The organism is Bradyrhizobium sp. WBOS08 (assembly GCF_024585125.1).
GTDB classification, from domain to species: Bacteria; Pseudomonadota; Alphaproteobacteria; order Rhizobiales; family Xanthobacteraceae; genus Bradyrhizobium; species Bradyrhizobium japonicum_B.
On sequence record NZ_CP028988.1, the window covers coordinates 3,353,613 to 3,372,946 of the forward strand.

The following is a 19,334-nucleotide window of genomic DNA, read 5'->3' on the forward strand; positions in this document are numbered from 1 at the left end:
CAGGCGCGCTTTTGCCACTCGCGCAGCGCCAATCGCTTTGATAGGTGCGAAGCATTCGCCCTCATAGCATGTGGCACGTCATGCAAATCCTCCGTCGTCTTGGTCTCATTCTGCTGTGGTTTGCCGCGCTTGTGGCCGCGTTCGCGGCCGTCAACAAGAACGATCCCTATCTGCTCGTGCTGCGCGGCGCCGGAAACATCGCGCTTGTCGCCGCAAGCCTCTTGATCGTCGCCGTTCTGCTGCGGTGGGGACATTGGCGCAGCATCGCGGGCAAGCTGCTGGTCATGCTCTGGTGCCTGCCGCCGCTCCTAATGTCCGCGGCGCATCTGAAGTTCGAGTTGCGCAAGCACGACGTTCTCAACGCCGCCGAGGCGCGGCAGCTCGGGGCTCACTTCATGGTCGGCTATTCCTCCTTCCCGGAGGTCGCGCGCCTCGCCAGGCAGGGATTGATCGGCGGGGTCTATGTCACCCGGCACAACCTCCGCGGCGGCACGGTCGAGACGCTGCGGAAAGAGATCGCCGCGCTCCAGGACAACAGGCGCGCTGCCGGCCTGCCGCCGCTGCTCGTTGCCGCGGACCAGGAGGGAGGTATCGTCGGGCATCTCGCCCCGCCGCTGACGAAAGTGCCGGCCCTGGCGACGCTCACAGGGCTTGCGCCCGACGACCAGCAGGCCAAGGCGGAGGAGTTCGGCCGCATCCATGGCCGCGAGCTCGCCGCGCTCGGCGTCAATCTCAATCTCGCCCCGGTGCTCGATCTCAAGCCGCCGGCGCGGCGCAACCGGCTCGATTTCCACACGTTGATCGGCCAGCGCGCGATCGCGAGCGATCCGGCCGTCGTCAGCACGATCGCGAGCGCCTATGTGCGCGGGCTGGAAGCATCCGGCGTCGGCGCCACGCTCAAGCATTTTCCGGGTATCGGCCGCGTGCGCGCCGACACCCATCATTTCAGCGCCAATCTCGACACGCCGGTCGAGGAGCTGGAAGCGACCGACTGGCTTCCGTTCCGCGAGGTGCTATCGCATTCGCGCAGCGCGCTGATGGTTGGCCACGTCACGCTCACTGCCGTCGATCCCGATCGCGCCGCCTCGCACTCGAAAGCCGTCGTCCAGGGCATCATCCGCGACAAGTGGAACTACCAGGGAGTGGTGATGACCGACGACCTCGTGATGGGCGCAATCTACCAGAACGACGTCTGCAAGGCCGTGGTCGAGGCGATCAATGGCGGCGTCGATCTGCTGCTGGTCGCCTATGACGGCGCGCAGTTCTATCGCGTTTTCGCCTGCGCCCTGGACGGGAAGCGGCAGGGCAGGCTCGACGCGGCCATGCTGCACGCGAGTGAGACAAGGCTGGCGAGGGGCTTTCCGTCCGAGAAGACGGGAGCCGCCTCGCTCCAGAGAAGCGGTACGCGGGGCTAGTCGAGGTATCGCCCCGCGCGTGATGGCGCGGGGCGATCGAGTGCTGTCGTCGCAGCTGTCCTATTCCGCCTGCTCCAGTGCCGCGGGCATCTTCGCCACCGACATCAAGGACCGTGCGACCTGATTGAGCAGGAGGTCGGCGTTCTCTTCCTCGGCGAGGGATTTGGAGAGCAGGGCGACGATGGCGCTATGCCGGAGCTGCTGCGCCAGGTTGCGTGCCGTGGTGTAGCCGGACATCTCGTAGTGCTCGACGCGCTGGGCCGCCGAGATCAGCGCGAGGTCGGCGGCTGCGTCCTCCTTTTCCTGGCCTTCCTTCATGACCTCCTGGCCTTCCTCGATCAGGCCCATCATGCCCTTGCAAGGCTTGGCGCGAGCGGTCTCGCCGAGCAACTCGAAGCATTCGTTGATGCGTTCGACCTGATTTTCGGTCTCGGCCAGGTGTTGCTCGAACAGTTCGCGCAACTGGTCGAAGCGGGCGGACTGCGCCATCTTGGGCAACGCCTTGGTCAACTGCTTCTCGGCATGGAGGATGTCGCGCAGCTCGTGAAGCAGAAGGTCGGTGAGGCCTGCCTCGTCGACAGGCGACGAGCTCTCCGCGACGATCGACGGGGCCGCGCCGGGGTCAGAAGACTGGAGCGCGGGCGATTCCGTGAACACCCAGTCCTCTCCTTCGTTCCAGGGGCCGCGGGTGTCGATCTCGCCGTGGTCGCCGCTGCCGGTGGAGTCGTTGAAGTACTGATTCACGAGGCCGGGCGTCGGCGCGATCCTGCCGATGCTGAAGGCAGGCTTGGACAGGCTTTCGAGCGCGCGCGCGAAGGCCTTCATATGCGTGATCTCGCGCGTCATCAGGAATTGCAGCGCGTCTTTGGAGCCGGCGTCGTCGCAGAAATTGATCAGCCGTTCGTAGACGATCTTCGCCCGCGCCTCGGCGGCGATGTTGCTGCGAAGATCGACATCGAGCTCGCCGGTGATCTTGAGATAGTCGGCGGTCCAGGGATTGCCTTGCGAGTTGAACAGGTTGACACCGCCTCCGCCGGCGATCGCGATCAGCGGATCGGCTTCGGCTGCCTGGCGGTCGTTCTTCGAAGGCGCAAGATGCATCCTTGCAAGGCAGCCGACGACTTCGAGATGGCTGAGCTCTTCGGTCCCGATGTCCATCAAGAGATCCTTGCGGTCGGGGTCCTCGCAGTTCAGCCCTTGAATCGAATATTGCATCGCAGCCGCGAGTTCCCCATTGGCGCCGCCGAATTGCTCGAGCAGCATATTGCCGAAGCGCGGATCGGGCTCGTCGACGCGCACGGTGAACATCAGCTTCTTGACGTGGTGATACATGGAATGACTCGCGCTGTGAGGGAAACGATGCGCGTCAACCGGTGCTCGGAATGTTCGTTCCTAACCGAGCTCGAGATTCAATTCGCGCTTCTACGCCTCTCGCGCGATCAATCCGTCGATCATCGCGCGCACCAGGGCCGCGATCTCCTTGCGCAGCGCCGGCAGCGGCACGGCAACCAGCTTCTGCTCCAGTCCGAGCGCCACCATGCCATGCACCGCCGAGAACAGGCTGCGCGCCGTGATGCCGAGCTCCTCGCGGCTGCGCTGTGAAAACAACGCGGCCAGCGGCCGGTAGATGTGACGGAACAGCTGCATCTGATCCTGGACGGACCAGTCGGGGACGACCTTGTCGGCTTCCATGCGGTGCTCGAACAGCGCGCGCCAGAGCTGGAGATTGTCGGCCGCGAAATCGCAGTAAGCGAGGGCGATGCGGACCAGCGTTTCCTGCGGCGACGGCTCGCCCGCGCCCTCCGCGGCGCTGAGCGCTTGGTCGAGCCGGTGCAAGGTGCGCGAGCCTACGCGCAGGATCAGCTCGTCCATGTCGGCCACGAGGTTGTAGACCGCGCCATTGGCACAGCCGATCTCGCGGGCGAGATCACGGGTCTTCACTCCCGACAATCCACGATCGGCAATCGTCCGCTCCGCCGCCAGGATCAGGGCAGACCTCAGTTTATCTCGCCGTTCCAGCGACTTAGCTGTCATTCTCAAATTCTTGAGCGTCGCTCAAAATATTATTGAACGAAGTTCAAGTTTCCTGCTACAAAGCATATGTGAGCAACGCTCATAACAGGGAGCTGAAGATGTTCAAGACTGTAGTGACGCTTTTCCGCGGCAGCGTGGCCGCTGCGGGCGAAGAGCTGGAAGACCGGACGGCCCTGCTGATTCTCGACCAGCAGATGCGCGATGCGGCTGCCGCCGTCGAGCGCAGCAAGCGGACGCTGGCGCTGGCGATCGCGCAGGACCAGCAGGAAGGCCGCAAGCTCGAGGCGACCCTCGGCCGCATCGCCGATCTCGAGACCCGCGCGGTTGCGGCGCTCGACGGCGGCCGTGACGACCTCGCCCGGGATGCCGCCGAAGCCATCGCCGGCCTGGAGGCGGACCGCGATGCCGCGATGACGGCCCGCGCGTTGTTCGCGACCGAGATTGCGCGGCTGAAGCGGCACGTCGCCAACGCGCAGGCCCGCATCACCGAGCTCGATCGCGGCCGCCGCGTTGCCCGTGCCTCGGAGGCGGTCCGCTCGTTACGCCGCAGCGGCATCGAGGCCGCGCGTCCGTACGAATCCACGCTGCCGGAAGCGGAGAGCACCTTGCGGCGCCTGCGCGATCGGCAAATGGAAGCTCAGGCGGCCGACGATGCGCTGGTCGAGCTCGATGCGGCCACCGGTCCCATCGCCGTCGCCGAAAGATTGGCCGAGCAGGGCTTTGGCCCGCGGCTGAAGACGACCGCAGACGACGTGTTGGCGCGGCTGAAGTCCAAGCGCTCGCCGTCGGCCTGATCCCCAACCCCGTCATCATTCGTCCTCACAGGAGAACATCATGAACCAGAACGGCCAGCCCCACAGCAGCGCCTGGGTGACCTTTACATACGCGTCCTTCGCAGCTTCCGCCTTCCTCGTCGCCATCGGCGTTTTCTTTCTGCCTGTCGACGTCTGGATGAAGGGCTATCTCACCATGGGTATCGTCATGCTGGTCCAGACCTGCATCACCCTGACCAAGACCGTGCGCGACAATCACGAGAGCAGCCGGCTGGTGAACCGCATCGAGGATGCGAAGGCGGAGCGGCTCTTGATGGAGGTGTCCAAGGCCGCCTGAGGAGAGCGCCTTGAGCCGATCCGGATGACGAGCAAGAGCCGCGGAGCAATACGCGCCGCGGCTCGCGCGTCCGCACCCATGATTGCGATCCGCATCGCGCATTGTGCTTCGGCTGCAGGTGCGATATGGCTCTCGCGCGTTCAGAGGCGGAGACGAGCTTTGTCGAAACAATCGCTGCGCGAGGAGGCCGAGCGCCTCATCCGCGAATCGATGGAAAAGAAGTCCATCGTCGTCAAGCAGGGCACGACCCGCATCGAGGCTGTGTGCGGCAAGTGCGGTGCGCCGAACCGGGTGCAAGCGGAAAAGGGCCAGAGCCGCGTCAAGTTCGCCTGCAAGAATTGCGGCCATCAACAAGAGACGTTGTAGGCACTTGCCCTCTCCCCTTGTGGGAGAGGGTGGCTCGCCGCAAAGCGGCGAGACGGGTGAGGGGTCTCTCTCGGCGAGCACCCTCACGCAGTAAAATTCGCGGATGCATACCCCTCATCCGGCGCTTCGCGCCACCTTCTCCCACAAGGGGAGAAGGAAGGCAGTCACTCCCCCTCCACGAACTTCTTGAACGCATCCGCGTAGTCCGTATGCCAGCGCGACAGCGGCGGGCGGTTCGCGACGATGTCGCCGGCGGCCCACAGCATGCGCTTCTCATCGAGTGCGCGCGGCACGTCGTTGTCCGGGCACAGGATGTAGAAGTCGCCGGCCTCCAGCCGCGCCAGCATGAAATCGACCGTCTGCTCCGGCGTCCAGGCGCCATCCGGCTTTTCGGTGCGTCCCTTCGCGGTGAGGCCGGTGAACACGAAGCCCGGGATGAGCAGGTGTGCCGTGATGCGGCAATCCTTCGTGTTTCGCAGCTCATGCTGGAGCGCTTCGGTGAACGCTTTCACGCCGGCCTTGGAGACATTGTAGGCGGGATCGCCCGGCGGCGTGGTGATGCCCTGCTTGGAACCGGTGTTGATGATGAGGCCCGATCTGCCGCGCGCGAGCATGTTGGGCGCGAAGATGCGCGAGCCGTTGATGATGCCCCACATGTTGACGGCGATGATGCGCTGCCAATGATCGGGCTCGCCGAACAGCGTGCTGCCCGGCTGGATGCCGGCATTGTTCATGAGGACGTCGGTGCCGCCGAACCGCTCGCGCACGGCGCGCTCGAGTTCCGTCAGGCTTTCTGTCTTGCTGACGTCGACCGCGGCCGTCATCACGTTCGCGGCACCGGCGATGGATGACAGTTTTGTTGCGGCCTCGGCCAGGCGTCCCTGATCGACATCCGCGATGCACACCTTCATGCCGGTGCGCGCAAACGCCGCGGCGGCGGCAAGCCCGATTCCGGCTGCGCCACCGGTGATGACGGCAACGTAGTCTTTGACGATGGCGGGATGCGACATGGCTGGACTCCGGCGAAGCTCAAGTTGCGCTTGGTCGCATTATAGCACGCGCTCTGTTCGACCCTGCACAAGTCGGCATGGGAGGTCTTCGCGCTACGCCGTCTTTACGCCCCTCCGGCCCGGCTGTACCTTGTCCGACGAACGATCCCGCCCAGATCGACCCAATCAATCACCTGACAGGGAGTGCAGCCATGGCTGTATCGCAGGCTATTCCGATCACGCGCCATCCGTTCGCGAATGGCTCCTACAAGCAGATGCTGATCGACGGGAAATGGGTCGATGCAGCCTCGGGCAAGCGCTTCGAGACCCGCAATCCTGCAACGGGCGAGCTGCTCGCAACCGTCGCCGAGGGCGACAAGGAAGACATCGATCGTGCGGTTGCCGCCGCACGCCGCGCCTTCGAAGGGCCCTGGAGCAAGGTCAAGCCGTTCGAGCGCCAGAACCTGCTCCTGAGGCTTGCCGATCTCGTCGAGAAGAATTTCGACGAATTGTCGCAGCTCGACACGCTCGACATGGGCGCGCCGCTCAGCCGCACTCGCGCCTATCGCCTGCGCGCCGTCGGCATGCTGCGTTATTATGCCGGCCAGACCACCGCGATCCATGGCGAGACCATCGAGAACTCACTGCCTGGCGAAATCTTCTCTTACACGCTGAAGGAGCCGATCGGCGTCGTCGGCGCCATCATTCCCTGGAACGGGCCGCTGACCGCGACGATCTGGAAGATCGGGCCTGCGATTGCGACCGGCTGCACCGTGGTGCTCAAGCCCGCCGAAGAGGCGCCGCTGACCTCACTGCGCATCGCCGAGCTGGCGATGGAGGCCGGCATTCCGCCCGGCGTCGTCAACGTCGTGCCCGGCTATGGCGAGACCGCGGGCGCCGCGCTCGCCTCGCATCACGACGTCGACAAGGTCGCCTTCACCGGCTCGCACGTCACGGGACAATCGATCATCCGCGCCTCCGCCGGCAATCTCAAGCGCGTCTCGCTCGAGCTTGGCGGCAAGTCGCCGGACATCGTGTTCGCCGATGCCGATCTCGATGCCGCCGTGCCGGGCGCGGCGATGGCGGTGTTTGCCAATTCGGGGCAGATCTGCAGCGCCGGCACACGCCTGTTCGTCGAGCAGTCGATCTACGAGGAATTCGTCGGCCGCGTCGCCGAGTTCGGCAAGAAGCTGCAGGTCGGCAACGGTCTCGATCCCAATGTGCAGATCGGCCCGCTGGTCTCCGAGCAGCAGCTCGAGCGTGTCACCGGCTACCTCGACATCGGCCAGAAGGAAGGCGCCAAGGCGCTCGCCGGCGGCGGCCGGGTCACCGAAGGCGCGCTGTCGAAGGGCTTCTTCGTCTCGCCGACGGTGTTCGCGGGCGTCCAGGACAACATGCGCATCGCGCAGGAGGAGATCTTCGGCCCGGTCATCTCCGCGATCGCGTTCAAGGACATGGACGAACTGGTCAAGCGCGCCAACAACACCACCTTCGGCCTCGGCTCCGGCCTGTGGACGCGCGACGTCAGCAAGGCCCATGCGGTGGCGAAGCGCCTGCGCGCCGGTTCGGTGTGGGTGAACTGCTATCAGGCGATGGACCCGGCCGTGCCCTTCGGCGGCTACAAGATGAGCGGCTACGGCCGCGAGTCCGGCAAGCAGCATGTCGAGGAATATCTCAACGTGAAGGCGGTCTGGATCAAGACGGCGTAAGGCGTGCTCTGTCACGTTCCGTCAGAGAGAATATCTGCTTGGGGCGGCGCCTTTTCCGGTGTCGCCCCTCACTATATGATCCGCATCCTTTCCGTAGACACCCGGGGCACACATGAAATTCGAAGCGTTGTTTAGGCCGTTGCAGGTCGGTCCGTACAAGCTTGCGCATCGCGTCGCGATGGCGCCGTTGACGCGGATGCGGGCCGAGCGCGAGAGCTTTTCGCCGCGGCCGCTGAATGCGGAATATTACGCCCAGCGCGCCACGCCCGGCGGCCTGATCATCGCCGAGGCCTCGCCGGTGCTTTCGCACGGCCGCGGCAATCCGGCGACGCCCGGCATCTATTCGCAGGCGCAGATCGACGGCTGGCGCAAGGTGGTCGACGCGGTGCACGCCAAGGGCGGCATCATCTTCCTCCAGCTCTGGCATGTCGGCCGCGTCTCGCATTCCTCCTTTCACGGCGGCGAGCTGCCGGTTTCGGCCTCGGCGATCCCGATCAAGGCCGAGGGCATGAAGGCGATGACGGCCGACGGCAAGACATCGGACTATGAGACGCCCCGCTCGCTGGAGACCGAGGAGGTCAAGGGGATCGTCGAAGCCTTCCGGCAGGGTGCCAAGAACGCGCTCGCGGCCGGGTTCGACGGTGTCGAGATCCATGGCGCCAACGGCTATCTGCTCGAGCAATTCCTGCAGTCGCGCAGCAACCAGCGCACCGACCAATATGGCGGTTCGATCGAGAACCGCGCGCGGCTGCTGCTCGAAGTCACGCAGGCCGCAATCGACGTCTTTGGCGCGAACCGCGTCGCCGTCCGGCTTTCGCCTTACGGCATCGCCAATGATTCCGGCGAGCCGGATCCGATGCCGCTCTACACCTACGTCGTGAAGGCGCTGGAAAAGCTCGGTCTCGCCTATCTGCATCTCATCGAGCCGCGCTCCAGCGGCGCCGGCCGTGCGGACGTCCACTGGGACAACGTGCCGTCGGCGATGGTGCTGTTCCGGCCGCTCTACAGCGGCGTGTTGATGACCGCCGGCGGCTTCACCGGCGAGACCGCCAACGCGGCGATCGCCGACGGCCACGCCGACATCATCGCCTTCGGCCGCATCTTCATCTCCAATCCCGATCTGCCGCGGCGCCTCGAGCACGGATACCCGATCACGCCGTACAACCGCGCAACCTTCTACGGCGGCGAGGAGAAGGGCTATACCGATTATCCGGTGTATGACGAGCTGACGCCGGCCTGACCAGTCATTCCGGGGCGACGCGAAGCGTCGAGCCCGGAATCCATCGGGCCGCATAACCCGATTGGGATGGATTCCGGGCTCGATGCTTCGCATCGCCCGGAATGACGAGCTTGATTTGTTGCGCGACCGCCACCACAAATTCCGTCATTGCGAGCGCAGCGAAGCAATCCAGACTGCCTCCGCGAAAAGATTCTGGATTGCTTCGCTGCGCTCGCAATGACGACGGAGAAGGACGATGGCCAAAGCCGCAGCCGCCGCAGGGATCGCCACCGGCCAGTGTCTCTGCGGCAAGGTCAGCTTCGAGATCGACGTGCCCGCACGCTGGGCCTGGCATGATCACTCCGCCGCCAGCCGCCGGGCCCATGGCGCGGCCTATGCGACCTATGTCGGCAGCTGGAAGAAGCGCTTTCGCATCACATCGGGCAAGACCGCGCTCACGCGTTACGAAGACAAGGCGACCAAGACCACCCGCAGCTTCTGCTCGCATTGCGGCACCCCGATCGCCTATGAACGTCCGCGCGGGCCGCACATGGTCAACATCCCCCGCGCGCTGTTTCGGGAGCGCACCGGCCGCCAGCCGCTCTATCACATCGCGATCGAGGAGCTGCAGGAATGGGCCTACACCGGCGAGCCGCTGGTGCCGCTGAAAGGCTTTCCGGGCGTGGTCTGGCAGCGCTCGAAGAAGAAGAAGCGCGCCGGCGGCGAGGACCCGTTCGAGCTCGGGCGGGAGGAGATGTAGCTGCGCCGCTGGCTCCGCGCTCGTGTCCCGGACGCGCTGCAGCGTGAAACGCTGCTGCGCAGAGCCGGGACCCATGCAGCAGCGGATTCGGCGCAACTGGGTCCCGGCTCTGCGTCGCAACGCTTCGCGCTGCGACGCGTCCGGACACGAGATCGTCAGGCGCAACGCAGCCATGACCGCGCTTCCTTCCGCGCTTCCTTGCGCGCCTGCTTCGATTCCGGTCATCATGTCTTCGTCCTTGCGGCCACGTCCGCTCCTGGAGGAAACATGAAGAACAAGATCACCGGCCGCTCCGCCTTTCTTGCGCTGCTCAAGGACGAGGGCATCACGCATCTGTTCGGCAATCCCGGCACCACCGAATTGCCGATCATGCATGCGCTGAAGGACCATCCTGATCTTACCTACGTGATGGCGATGCAGGAGAGCCTGGTGGTCGCGATCGCCGATGGCTACAGCCGCGCCTCCGGCAAGCTCGTCGCCTGCAACGTCCACGTTGCGCCCGGCCTCGGCAATGCCATGGGCTCGCTCTACAACGCCCAGTTCACGGGCACGCCGATGATCCTGACCGCGGGCCAGCAGGAGCAGGGTCACGGCCTGATGGAGCCGGTGCTGTACGGCCCGCTGGTCCGCATGGCCGAGCCGCTGGTGAAATGGGCGGTCGAGGTGACGCGGCTGGAGGATCTGCCGCGCATCGTCCGGCGCGCGGCCAAGATCGCGACCACGCCGCCGACCGGGCCGGTGTTCATCTCGCTGCCCGGCGACATCCTGAACAGCGAGGCCGGCATCGAGCTCGGCCGCTCCACCCGCATCGACGCCCGCGTGAAGCCCTCGGACGAAGCGTTGAAGGCCTTTGCCGCGCGGCTGCTCAAGGCCGAGCGCCCCGTCATCGTCACCATGGACGAGGTGGTCAAGAGCGATGCGCTGAAGGAGGCGGCCGAGCTCGCCGAGCTACTCGGCGCCGCCGCTTACCAGTCTTCGACGCCGTATGGATCGCACTTCCTCTCGGAGAGCCCGAGCTTCGTCGGCACGCTGGCGCGCGTGCAGAAGGTCGCGCGCGATACGCTGGCGCCGTACGACCTCCTGATCGCGCTCGGCGGCGATCCCCTGCGCATGTCGGTCTATAGCGAGGTCGATGCGCTGCCGGATGGCCTCGGCATCGTGCAGATCGGCCTGGTCGACTGGGAGATCGCCAAGAATTACGGCGCCGAGATCGCGCTGAAGGCCGATCTGAAGGAAACGCTGCGCGCGCTGATCCCGGTGCTGAAGGAGATGGGCGGCGCCACACTCGCGAGCCGGGCAAAGCAGCGCCTTGCCGAGCTCGCGCCGAACAACTGGGCCGCACGCCGCGCCGCGCTGGTCGAGCAGATCGGCAAGAGCGCCGGCCGCACGCCGATCGATCCCGACTTCCTGGTGCTGCAGATGGTCGAGGCCATGCCTGAGACTGCGATCCTGGTCGACGAAGGCCTCACCTCCAGCCGCCACGTCACGGCGCTGCGGCCGCACCGCGACCGCTACGGGTATCACGGCCTTGCCTCCGGCGGCATCGGCTGGGGCTTGCCGGCCTCGGTCGGCGCCAGCATCGCCAATCCGGATCGTCCCGTCGTCTGCTTCTCGGGCGATGGCAGCGCGATGTATTCGATCCAGTCGCTGTGGACGGCGGCGCATCACAAGCTGCCGCTCAACGTCGTCATCGCCAACAATGGCGGCTACCGCATCATCAAGCAGCGCCTGCTCGCCTTCCACGGTGACGACAATTACGTCGGCATGGATTTCGCCGATCCGCCGGTGGATTTCGCCGGCGTCGCACGAGCGCTCGGCTGCGAGGCGATCAAGGTCAGCGATCCCGGCGAGCTGAAGGCGACGCTGGCGTCGGCGTTTGGCCGGCCGGGGACCAAGCTGATCGAGGTGATGGTGGACGGGAAGGTGTAGGGCGGCGCTGTCTCCACGCACTCAACTGTCATCGCCCGACTTGATCGGGCGATCCAGTATTCCAGAGACGGTTGTGATTCCTCGATAGGCCGCGGCGTACTGGATGCCCCGGTCAAGCCGGGGCATGACAGCGAGTGTGTGGCGGCTCTACCCCTCCTTCCCCACCCGATGCCCTGCTGCCGGATGCGGCGCATCGAGCCTCGCACGCCCCTGGCCGAACAGCTTCTCCCGCAGCGTGCCCTTGGCATACTCGCTCTTGTAGCGCCCGCGCTTGGTCAGCTCCGGCACCAGCATGTCGGCGATGTCCTCGAAATCGCCGGGCGAGATCGCGAAGGCCACGTTGAGGCCGTCGACGTCGGTCTTCTCGAACCAGTCCTCGATCTTGTCGGCGACGCTTTCGGGCGTGCCGACCACGACCGGGCCGGCGCCGCCGATGCCGACATGCTCGATGACGTCGCGCACGGTCCAGACGCGGTCAGGGTCGCCGCGCGTGACGTTGTCGAGCGCGCTGCGACCGGCATCGTTCTGGACGTGACGCACCTGCTGGTCGAGCTCGTAGCCGGAGAAATCGATACCGGTCCATCCCGACATCAGCGCCAGCGCGCCTTCCGGATTGATGTGCGCGCGGTAGTCGGCATATTTCGCCGCCGCCTCGGCCTCGCTGTTGCCGAGGATGATCGTCATCATGCTGAACATCAGGATCTCCGCCGGGTTGCGGCCGAGTGCGGCGGCCTCCTGGCGGATCGCCGACACGCGCGGCGCGATGATCTTGGCCGACGGTCCCGACATGAACACGCATTCGGCATGCCTCGCGGCGAACTGCCGGCCGCGCGGCGAGGTGCCTGCCTGGTACAGCACCGGCGTGCGCTGCGGCGAGGGCTCGCTGAGATGGATGGTGTTGTTGATGCGGTAGTTCGCGCCGTCATGATTGACGCGATGCACCTTGCTGGGATCGGTGAAGATGCCGCGCTTGCGGTCACGCAGCACGGCGTCGTCCTCCCAGCTGCCTTCCCAGAGCTTGTAGACGACCTCCATGTATTCGTCGGCGATGTCGTAGCGGTCGTCGTGCCCGGTCTGCTTGTCCTTGCCGGCGCCGCGCGCGGCGCTGTCGAGATAGCCGGTGACGACGTTCCAGCCGATCCGCCCTTCGGTGAGGTGATCGAGCGTCGACATCCGCCGCGCGAACGGATATGGCGGCTCGAACGACAGGTTGCTGGTGACGCCGAAGCCGAGATTCTGCGTCACCGCGGCCATCGCCGAGAGCAGCAGCAGCGGCTCGTTCGACGGCGTCTGAGCCGCGTTGCGCAAGGCCGCGTCAGGGCTGTTGCCATAGACATCGTAGACCCCGAGCACGTCGGCCAGGAACAGCCCGTCGAAACGGCCGCGCTCCAGCGTCCTGGCCAGATCGATCCAGTAGGGCAGGCGGTTGTAGTCGGCGGTGCGGTCGCGTGGATGGGTCCACAGGCCGGGCGACTGATGAGCGACGCAATTCATCGCAAAGGCGTTGAGTCTGATCTGCTTTGCCATGCTGGCTCCCGGCGCACTGTACTGAGCGCTCTTCGAATGATAGAGGTGCGCCCGAACTTGACGCCTGACTTGGCGAAGTTCTTGCATATCGCTTGCGCTTGGCAAGGCCAAAATCAGCGGCACTGCTGGGCATGGCAAGCCAATCTCAAGCAAGCAAGGACGAAATCCCAACAGAAGTACAAGAGAATTGGAAGTACAAGAGAACTGCAAGCGAAGTACAAGAACTATCCAACTCCCTGCCACTTTCGGAGGCCAACCCGTATCGGGTAAGGTCCTTCGTCCTGAAGTCCCGAAAAGCAAGTCATGACCAGAGCCGACGCCATCGCCCGCGCCCGTGAGGATTTCAAATCCGGCGCATTCCTCGCCGAGCTCGACCGCCGCGTCGCCTTCAAGACCGAGAGCCAGAATACCTCCCGTGGACCCGAGCTGCGCGCCTATCTGGAGCAGGAGATGCAGCCGGCCTTCGCCGCGCTGGATTTCACCAGCCGTATCGTCGAGTCCCCCAGCGGCAAGGCGCCGTTCCTGCTCGCCGAGCATCACGAGAGTGCCTCCGCGCCGACCGTGCTGATCTACGGCCATGGCGACGTCGTCGACGGCATGGAAGGCGAGTGGCGCGACGGGCGCGATCCCTGGCGCACAACGGTTGCGGGCGCGCGGCTCTATGGCCGCGGCACCGCCGACAACAAGGGGCAGCACAGCATCAACATGGCGGCGCTCCGCGCCGTGCGCGATGCCCGCGGCGGCAAGCTCGGCTTCAACGCCAAGTTCATCGTCGAGATGGGCGAGGAGATCGGCTCGCCCGATCTCGGCAAGGTCTGCGACCTCAACCGCGACGCGCTCAGGGCGGATCTGTTCGTGGCCTCCGACGGGCCGCGCCTGTCTGCCGACCGTCCGACCCTGTTCCTCGGTTGCCGCGGCGGCATTCGCATTCATCTGGATGTGAACCTGCGCGACGGCGGCCATCATTCCGGCAATTGGGGCGGCGTGCTGGCCAATCCCGCCACCATTCTGGTCAACGCGATCTCGACGCTGGTCGATGGCCACGGCCGCCTGCAGCTCGAAGCGCTGAAGCCGCCGCGGCTCACCAACCAGATCCGCTCCTATCTGGCCGATGTGCAGGTGGTGCCGAGCGCGGACGAACCCGCACTGGCGGAGAACTGGGGCGAGGAGGGTCTTTCGGCCGCCGAGCGGCTCTACGCCTGGAATACGCTGGAAGTGCTGGCGATGTCGTCGGGCAACATCGAGAAGCCGGCCAACGCCATTCCGGGCCATGCCAATGCCGTGCTGCAACTGCGTTTCGTGGTCGGGACCAAGATCGAGGGCCTGGTCGAAGCCATCCGCGCGCATCTGGCCGCTAAGGGTTTTCCGATGGTCGAGGTGCGGGCGGCCCAGAGTTTTGCTGCATCGCGCACAGACTTCGATAGCCCCTGGATCAAATGGGCGGCGCATTCGGTGCAGGAGACCACCGGCAAGGCGCCGGCCGTGCTGCCGAATTTCGGCGGCTCGCTTCCCAATGACGTGTTCTCCGAAATCCTCGGCCTGCCGACGATCTGGGTCCCGCACTCCTATCCCGGCTGCTCCCAGCATGCGCCCAATGAGCACATTCTGCTGCCTCTGACCGAAGAGGCCTTGACGGTGATGGCCGGGCTGTTCTGGGATCTCGGCCAATTGCCAGGACCGTTAACTCGCCCGCTAAACTAAGTCTCGATCCAGCCAAAAGTCACATTCTAATCCCGGCCGATTTGTGCTTGCATCCGGCCGCATCATCCTGAAAGGGGACAAAAAAGTGAAACATTTCCGTAGCATCGGACTCGCGCTCGCCGCGACCTTCGTCGTCAGCCAGGCCGGCGCCCAGCAGCTGACCGGCACGCTGAAGAACATCAAGGACACCGGCGCCATCACGCTGGGCTTCCGCGACTCCTCGATCCCGTTCTCCTATCTCGACGACAACCAGAAGCCCGTCGGCTTCGCGATGGACATCTGCTACAAGATCGTCGACGCCGTGAAGAAGGAGCTCAAGCTCGACAAGCTCGAGGTCAAGCTCAACCCGGTGACCTCGGCGACGCGTATTCCGCTGATGGCCAACGGCACCATCGACCTCGAATGCGGCTCGACCACCAACAACGCCGAGCGCCAGAAGCAGGTCGCCTTCACCAACACCCACTACCTGACCGCCAGCCGCTACGTCTTCAAGAAGTCCAGCGGCCTGAAGTCGATCGACGATCTCAAGGGCAAGACGGTGGTCTCGACCGCCGGCACCACCAACATCAAGCAGCTCACCGAGGCCAATGTCGCCAAGAGCCTCGGCGCCAACATCATCCCCGCCAAGGACCACGCCGAGGCCTTCCTGATGGTCGAGACCGACCGCGCGGTCGCCTTCGTCATGGACGACATCCTGCTGGCGAGCCTCGTCGCCGGCTCGAAGTCGCCGGGCGACTACGAGATCTCCAAGGACGCCTTCTCCAAGCCCGAGCCCTACGGCATCATGCTGCGCAGGGACGATCCCGCCTTCAAGAAGGTGGTCGATGCGGCAACCGCCGCGCTCTATACCTCGGGCGAAGCCCAGAAGATCTACGACAAGTGGTTCACGCAGAAGATCCCGCCGAAGGGCCTGAACCTCAACACCCCGATCTCGGCCGAGCTGAAGAACGAGTTCGCCAAGCCGACGGACTCGCCGAATCCGGACGACTATAAATAAGCACAACCTCGATCTTTCGATCGGGATCATGTCCGGCCACTCTTGACACTGGAGTGGCCGGACATTTGCATAGGCGCCAGGACCTTCTCTTAAGGCATCCATAGCTGGCGCGTTCGCGCGGGGGACACGTGAACTACAACTGGAACTGGGGAATCTTTTTCCAGCCGAACCCGATGGGGACCGGCACCTATCTCGACATGCTCTTGTCGGGCCTGGTGCTGACCCTCAAGACCGCGGCGCTGGCCTGGGTCATCGCGCTGATCACCGGCTCGCTCGTCGGCGTGATGCGCACGCTGCCGTCGAAGGGGGCGAACTGGTTCGGCTTTGCCTATGTCGAATTCTTCCGCAACATGCCGCTGCTGGTGCAACTCTTCCTGTGGTACTTCGTGCTGCCGGAGTTGCTGCCGAAAGCCGCCGGCACCTGGCTGAAGCAGCTGCCCAACGCGCCGTTCTGGACGGCGGCGATCGGCGTCGGCTTCTTCATGTCGGCGCGCGTTGCCGTGCAACTGCAGGCCGGCATCAGCTCGCTGCCGCGCGGGCAGAAGATGGCCGCGACGGCGCTGGGCCTGACCACCGCGCAGGGCTATCGCTACGTGCTGCTGCCGATGGCATTCCGCATCATCCTGCCGCCGCTGACCTCTGAATTCCTCAATACCATCAAGAACACGGCGGTCGCGATCACCATCGGCCTGCTCGAGCTGACCGGACAGGCGCGCTCGATGCAGGAATTCTCGTTCCAGGTGTTCGAAGCGTTCACCGCCGCGACCATCCTGTATCTCCTCGTCAACGCCGTTGTCGTGACCGCGATGCGCTTCCTCGAGCGCTGGGTCGCGATCCCCGGCTACATCACGGGGAAATAGCGATGTTCGGCAATCTCGATTTCGACGTCATCCGCCGCGCGCTGCCCTATCTTTTCTTCGAGGGCATGACGTTCACGCTGACGCTGACGGGCCTCGCAGCGCTGGGCGGTCTCATCTTCGGCACGGCCCTCGCCATGATGCGGCTCTCGGGCTTCAAGATCCTCGGCCGGGCCGCCGGGATCTATGTCGACTTCATGCGCTCGCTGCCGCTGGTGCTGGTGATCTTCTGGTTCTACTTCCTGGTGCCCTATATCGGGCAGTGGGTGACCGGTGCCTCGCGTCCGATCAGCGTCGGTGCCTTCGCGTCCTCGCTCATCACCTTCATCATGTTCGAGGCGGCGTATTTCTCGGAGATCATGCGCGCCGGCATCCAGTCGATCTCGCGCGGCCAGCCGGCCGCCGCCAGTGCGCTGGGGCTGACCTACGCCCAGACCATGCGCTACGTCGTGCTGCCGCAGGCGTTCCGCAACATGCTGCCGGTCCTGATCACGCAGACCATCGTGCTGTTTCAGGACACCTCGCTGGTCTACGTCCTCTCGATCACGGACTTCCTGGGCGCGGCAAGCAAGGTCGCGCAGCGCGACGGGCGCCTCGTCGAGATGTACCTGTTCGCAGCCGTGGTCTACTTCACCATTTCCTGTATCGCGTCCTACGGCGTCCGCCGCCTGCAGGCGCGCATCGCCATCATTCGCTAGGTGTGACTTGGATTTGAGCTCGCGATACGTGGTGCCCCTTCACCTCTGCCATAGGGAGAGGTCGGATCGCTTCAGCGATCCGGGTGAGGGGTCTTGCGCCAACGATAGACCTGTACCCCTCACCCGGCGCTTCGCGCCGACCTCTCCCCAAGGGAGAGGTGAACCGAGCCAGCTGAGGCATTTGAGACGCTCATGATCGAAATCAGCCACGTCAACAAATGGTACACGCCGAGCTTCCAGGTGCTGACCGATTGCACGACCAGCGTCACCAAGGGCGAGGTCGTGGTGGTCTGCGGCCCCTCGGGCTCGGGCAAGTCGACGCTGATCAAATGCGTCAATGCGCTGGAGCCGTTCCAGAGCGGCGATATCCTGGTCGACGGCACCAAGGTCAACGATCCCAAGACCGATCTACCGAAGCTGCGCTCGCGCGTCGGCATGGTGTTCCAGCACTTCGAGCTGTTTCCGCACCTCAAGATCATCGACAATCTCTGCCTCGCGCAGGAGAAGGTGCTTGGGCGGCCGCATGACAAGTCGGTCACCAAGGGCATGCAGCTCTTGGAGCGTGTCGGCCTCAAGGAGCAGGCGCAGAAATTCCCGGCGCAGCTCTCCGGCGGCCAGCAGCAGCGCGTCGCGATCGCCCGTGCGCTGGCCATGGATCCGATCGTCATGCTGTTCGACGAGCCGACCTCGGCGCTCGATCCTGAAATGGTCAGCGAGGTGCTCGACGTCATGGTCGATCTCGCCCGCGAAGGTATGACCATGATGGTCGTCACCCACGAGATGGGCTTTGCCCGCAAGGTCGCCAACCGCGTGATCTTCATGGACCGCGGCGAGATCGTCGAGGATGCGGCCAAGGAGGACTTCTTCGGCAAGCCCCGCAGCGACCGCGCACAGAAGTTCTTGTCGAAGATTCTCTCCCACTGACCGATCGTCATCCCGGGGCGCGCGTAGCGCGAGCCCGGGATCCATCGGGCGGCAGTACCGGGGTGAGATGGATTCCGGGCTCATTCGCTGCGCGAATGCCCCGGAATGACGGATCGTGGGTTTATCCAGCCCGCCAAATCTCCTATATCGGTGGCCAATTCCCTTTCCCTCCCCAGGAGACCTGCCTTGGACCCGATCGCCTACGTCAATGGCTCATTCGTCCCGCTCTCCGAAGCCAAGATCTCGGTGCTCGATCGCGGCTTCCTGTTCGCCGACGGCATCTACGAGGTCTCGGCCGTGCTCGACGGCAAGCTGGTCGACAACGCCTCGCATCTGGCGCGGCTGGAGCGGTCGGTCGGCGAGATCAAGCTGAAGCTGCCGGAGACGATCGAGCGCATCACCGAGCTGCAGAAGGAGCTGATCGCGCGCAACAAGCTCGCGAACGGTCTCGTCTATCTCCAGGTGACGCGCGGCGCCGACAAGGGCCGTGACTTCGCCTTCCCCAAGGGCGACGTCAAATCGAGCCTGGTGATGTTCACCTCGGAAAAGGACATCATCAACGCTTCGTCGGCCAAGACCGGCATCAGCGTCATCACGGTGCCAGACATCCGCTGGGAGCGGCGCGACATCAAGAGCGTGGCGCTGCTGGCGCAGGTCTTGGCGAAGCAGGCCGCGGCCGAGGCCGGCGCGGGCGAGGCCTGGATGCTGGAAGATGGCTACGTCACCGAGGGCGGTTCGTCCTCGGCGTTCATCCTCACCAAGGACGACGTCATCGTGACCCGCAAGAACTCCAACGCGATCCTGCCGGGCTGCACCCGCAAGGCCGTGGTGGCGCTCGCCGAGGAACGCCAGCTCCGCGTCGAGGAGCGTTCGTTCACGGTCGCCGAGGCGCTTGCGGCCAAGGAGGCCTTTGCCACCTCGGCATCGCTGTTCGTCCAGCCGGTGGTCGCGATCGACGGCCAGAAGATCGGCGACGGCAAGCCGGGCCCGATGGCCACGCGCCTGCGCGAGATCTACGTGGAGTTCGCCAAGGCGACCGCGGTCTGAGCCACGCGCAGCTGTCGTAGCCATCGTAGGGTGGGCAAAGGCGCGAAGCGCC

19 protein-coding genes are annotated in these 19,334 nt (G+C 64.9%); 15 read left to right on the forward strand and 4 right to left on the reverse strand.

Annotated features, from left to right (window positions below; translation table 11 throughout):
- Nucleotides 1-80: 80 nt before the first annotated feature.
- Complete coding sequence (locus DCM80_RS16000; protein WP_257192568.1) at nt 81-1,415, forward strand: glycoside hydrolase family 3 N-terminal domain-containing protein; 1,335 nt, start codon at nt 81-83, stop codon at nt 1,413-1,415.
- Nucleotides 1,416-1,475: 60 nt separating this feature from the next.
- Here the strand turns inward: DCM80_RS16000 and DCM80_RS16005 are convergent, their stop codons facing one another.
- Together DCM80_RS16005 and DCM80_RS16010 are read right to left on the reverse strand one after the other, a co-directional pair.
- Nucleotides 1,476-2,747 carry a DUF892 family protein gene (locus tag DCM80_RS16005; protein WP_257192569.1) on the reverse strand — a complete coding sequence of 424 codons (1,272 nt, stop codon included), beginning with the start codon at nt 2,745-2,747 and terminating at the stop codon, nt 1,476-1,478.
- A 90-nt stretch (nt 2,748-2,837) separates the two neighbouring features.
- Nucleotides 2,838-3,449 (reverse strand): TetR/AcrR family transcriptional regulator, encoded by a 612-nt coding sequence (locus tag DCM80_RS16010; RefSeq protein WP_257192571.1) that lies wholly within the window; start codon nt 3,447-3,449, stop codon nt 2,838-2,840.
- Between the two features lie 98 nt (nt 3,450-3,547).
- On the opposite strand from DCM80_RS16010, the gene DCM80_RS16015 reads away from it, so the two are divergent.
- The 3 genes from DCM80_RS16015 (at nt 3,548) to DCM80_RS16025 (ending at nt 4,925) form a co-directional block, all read left to right on the forward strand.
- Nucleotides 3,548-4,243: a PspA/IM30 family protein gene (locus DCM80_RS16015; protein ID WP_257192573.1), complete on the forward strand. Its 696-nt coding sequence runs from the start codon at nt 3,548-3,550 to the stop codon at nt 4,241-4,243.
- A gap of 40 nt (nt 4,244-4,283) precedes the next feature.
- The gene (locus tag DCM80_RS16020) at nt 4,284-4,559 is read left to right on the forward strand and encodes a YiaA/YiaB family inner membrane protein (protein ID WP_257176388.1); all 276 of its coding nucleotides are present in this window, start codon (nt 4,284-4,286) and stop codon (nt 4,557-4,559) included.
- A gap of 159 nt (nt 4,560-4,718) precedes the next feature.
- Nucleotides 4,719-4,925: a hypothetical protein gene (locus DCM80_RS16025; RefSeq protein WP_028134265.1), complete on the forward strand. Its 207-nt coding sequence runs from the start codon at nt 4,719-4,721 to the stop codon at nt 4,923-4,925.
- A gap of 164 nt (nt 4,926-5,089) precedes the next feature.
- Here DCM80_RS16025 and DCM80_RS16030 read toward each other — a convergent pair whose 3' ends face one another.
- Entirely contained in the window at nt 5,090-5,935 is an 846-nt protein-coding gene (locus DCM80_RS16030; protein ID WP_257192575.1) for an SDR family NAD(P)-dependent oxidoreductase, read from the reverse strand.
- 191 nt (nt 5,936-6,126) lie between these two features.
- On the opposite strand from DCM80_RS16030, the gene DCM80_RS16035 reads away from it, so the two are divergent.
- The 5 genes from DCM80_RS16035 (at nt 6,127) to DCM80_RS16055 (ending at nt 11,531) form a co-directional block, all read left to right on the forward strand.
- Nucleotides 6,127-7,623 carry an aldehyde dehydrogenase family protein gene (locus DCM80_RS16035; RefSeq protein ID WP_257192577.1) on the forward strand — a complete coding sequence of 499 codons (1,497 nt, stop codon included), beginning with the start codon at nt 6,127-6,129 and terminating at the stop codon, nt 7,621-7,623.
- A gap of 112 nt (nt 7,624-7,735) precedes the next feature.
- Nucleotides 7,736-8,863 (forward strand): alkene reductase, encoded by a 1,128-nt coding sequence (locus DCM80_RS16040; protein ID WP_257192579.1) that lies wholly within the window; start codon nt 7,736-7,738, stop codon nt 8,861-8,863.
- An 82-nt stretch (nt 8,864-8,945) separates the two neighbouring features.
- Complete coding sequence (locus tag DCM80_RS16045; protein WP_257192581.1) at nt 8,946-9,083, forward strand: hypothetical protein; 138 nt, start codon at nt 8,946-8,948, stop codon at nt 9,081-9,083.
- A 15-nt stretch (nt 9,084-9,098) separates the two neighbouring features.
- Complete coding sequence (locus DCM80_RS16050) at nt 9,099-9,602, forward strand: GFA family protein (RefSeq protein WP_257192582.1); 504 nt, start codon at nt 9,099-9,101, stop codon at nt 9,600-9,602.
- Nucleotides 9,603-9,869: 267 nt separating this feature from the next.
- Nucleotides 9,870-11,531, forward strand: a complete 1,662-nt coding sequence (locus tag DCM80_RS16055; protein WP_257192583.1) for a thiamine pyrophosphate-binding protein — start codon at nt 9,870-9,872, stop codon at nt 11,529-11,531.
- Nucleotides 11,532-11,678: 147 nt separating this feature from the next.
- Here the strand turns inward: DCM80_RS16055 and DCM80_RS16060 are convergent, their stop codons facing one another.
- Entirely contained in the window at nt 11,679-13,058 is a 1,380-nt protein-coding gene (locus tag DCM80_RS16060; RefSeq protein ID WP_257192585.1) for an LLM class flavin-dependent oxidoreductase, read from the reverse strand.
- A 303-nt stretch (nt 13,059-13,361) separates the two neighbouring features.
- Here DCM80_RS16060 and DCM80_RS16065 point away from each other — a divergent pair, with 303 nt between their 5' ends.
- The 6 genes from DCM80_RS16065 to DCM80_RS16090 all read left to right on the forward strand — a co-directional run bounded on the left by DCM80_RS16065 (nt 13,362) and on the right by DCM80_RS16090 (nt 19,282).
- Nucleotides 13,362-14,759, forward strand: coding sequence for a M20 family metallopeptidase (locus DCM80_RS16065; protein WP_257192587.1), 1,398 nt, complete (start codon nt 13,362-13,364; stop codon nt 14,757-14,759).
- 85 nt (nt 14,760-14,844) lie between these two features.
- Nucleotides 14,845-15,756: an amino acid ABC transporter substrate-binding protein gene (locus DCM80_RS16070; protein ID WP_257176396.1), complete on the forward strand. Its 912-nt coding sequence runs from the start codon at nt 14,845-14,847 to the stop codon at nt 15,754-15,756.
- 128 nt (nt 15,757-15,884) lie between these two features.
- Complete coding sequence (locus tag DCM80_RS16075) at nt 15,885-16,616, forward strand: amino acid ABC transporter permease (protein ID WP_028134274.1); 732 nt, start codon at nt 15,885-15,887, stop codon at nt 16,614-16,616.
- 2 nt (nt 16,617-16,618) lie between these two features.
- Nucleotides 16,619-17,311, forward strand: a complete 693-nt coding sequence (locus DCM80_RS16080; protein WP_257176398.1) for an amino acid ABC transporter permease — start codon at nt 16,619-16,621, stop codon at nt 17,309-17,311.
- A gap of 192 nt (nt 17,312-17,503) precedes the next feature.
- Nucleotides 17,504-18,235 (forward strand): amino acid ABC transporter ATP-binding protein, encoded by a 732-nt coding sequence (locus DCM80_RS16085; RefSeq protein WP_028134276.1) that lies wholly within the window; start codon nt 17,504-17,506, stop codon nt 18,233-18,235.
- 186 nt (nt 18,236-18,421) lie between these two features.
- Nucleotides 18,422-19,282, forward strand: coding sequence for a D-amino-acid transaminase (locus DCM80_RS16090; protein WP_257192589.1), 861 nt, complete (start codon nt 18,422-18,424; stop codon nt 19,280-19,282).
- Nucleotides 19,283-19,334 lie beyond the last annotated feature (52 nt).

Excerpts from the sequence above, each read along its gene's own strand:
- DCM80_RS16080 (WP_257176398.1), top strand. The coding sequence starts at position 16,619 with ATGTTCGGCAATCTCGATTTCGACGTCATCCGCCGCGCGCTGCCCTAT.
- DCM80_RS16040 (WP_257192579.1), top strand. The coding sequence starts at position 7,736 with ATGAAATTCGAAGCGTTGTTTAGGCCGTTGCAGGTCGGTCCGTACAAG.
- DCM80_RS16085 (WP_028134276.1), top strand. The coding sequence starts at position 17,504 with ATGATCGAAATCAGCCACGTCAACAAATGGTACACGCCGAGCTTCCAG.
- DCM80_RS16030 (WP_257192575.1), bottom strand. The coding sequence starts at position 5,935 with ATGTCGCATCCCGCCATCGTCAAAGACTACGTTGCCGTCATCACCGGT.
- DCM80_RS16055 (WP_257192583.1), top strand. The coding sequence starts at position 9,870 with ATGAAGAACAAGATCACCGGCCGCTCCGCCTTTCTTGCGCTGCTCAAG.
- DCM80_RS16035 (WP_257192577.1), top strand. The coding sequence starts at position 6,127 with ATGGCTGTATCGCAGGCTATTCCGATCACGCGCCATCCGTTCGCGAAT.
- DCM80_RS16015 (WP_257192573.1), top strand. The coding sequence starts at position 3,548 with ATGTTCAAGACTGTAGTGACGCTTTTCCGCGGCAGCGTGGCCGCTGCG.
- DCM80_RS16065 (WP_257192587.1), top strand. The coding sequence starts at position 13,362 with ATGACCAGAGCCGACGCCATCGCCCGCGCCCGTGAGGATTTCAAATCC.
- DCM80_RS16050 (WP_257192582.1), top strand. The coding sequence starts at position 9,099 with ATGGCCAAAGCCGCAGCCGCCGCAGGGATCGCCACCGGCCAGTGTCTC.
- DCM80_RS16060 (WP_257192585.1), bottom strand. The coding sequence starts at position 13,058 with ATGGCAAAGCAGATCAGACTCAACGCCTTTGCGATGAATTGCGTCGCT.
- DCM80_RS16010 (WP_257192571.1), bottom strand. The coding sequence starts at position 3,449 with ATGACAGCTAAGTCGCTGGAACGGCGAGATAAACTGAGGTCTGCCCTG.
- DCM80_RS16005 (WP_257192569.1), bottom strand. The coding sequence starts at position 2,747 with ATGTATCACCACGTCAAGAAGCTGATGTTCACCGTGCGCGTCGACGAG.
- DCM80_RS16000 (WP_257192568.1), top strand. The coding sequence starts at position 81 with ATGCAAATCCTCCGTCGTCTTGGTCTCATTCTGCTGTGGTTTGCCGCG.
- DCM80_RS16045 (WP_257192581.1), top strand. The coding sequence starts at position 8,946 with ATGCTTCGCATCGCCCGGAATGACGAGCTTGATTTGTTGCGCGACCGC.
- DCM80_RS16020 (WP_257176388.1), top strand. The coding sequence starts at position 4,284 with ATGAACCAGAACGGCCAGCCCCACAGCAGCGCCTGGGTGACCTTTACA.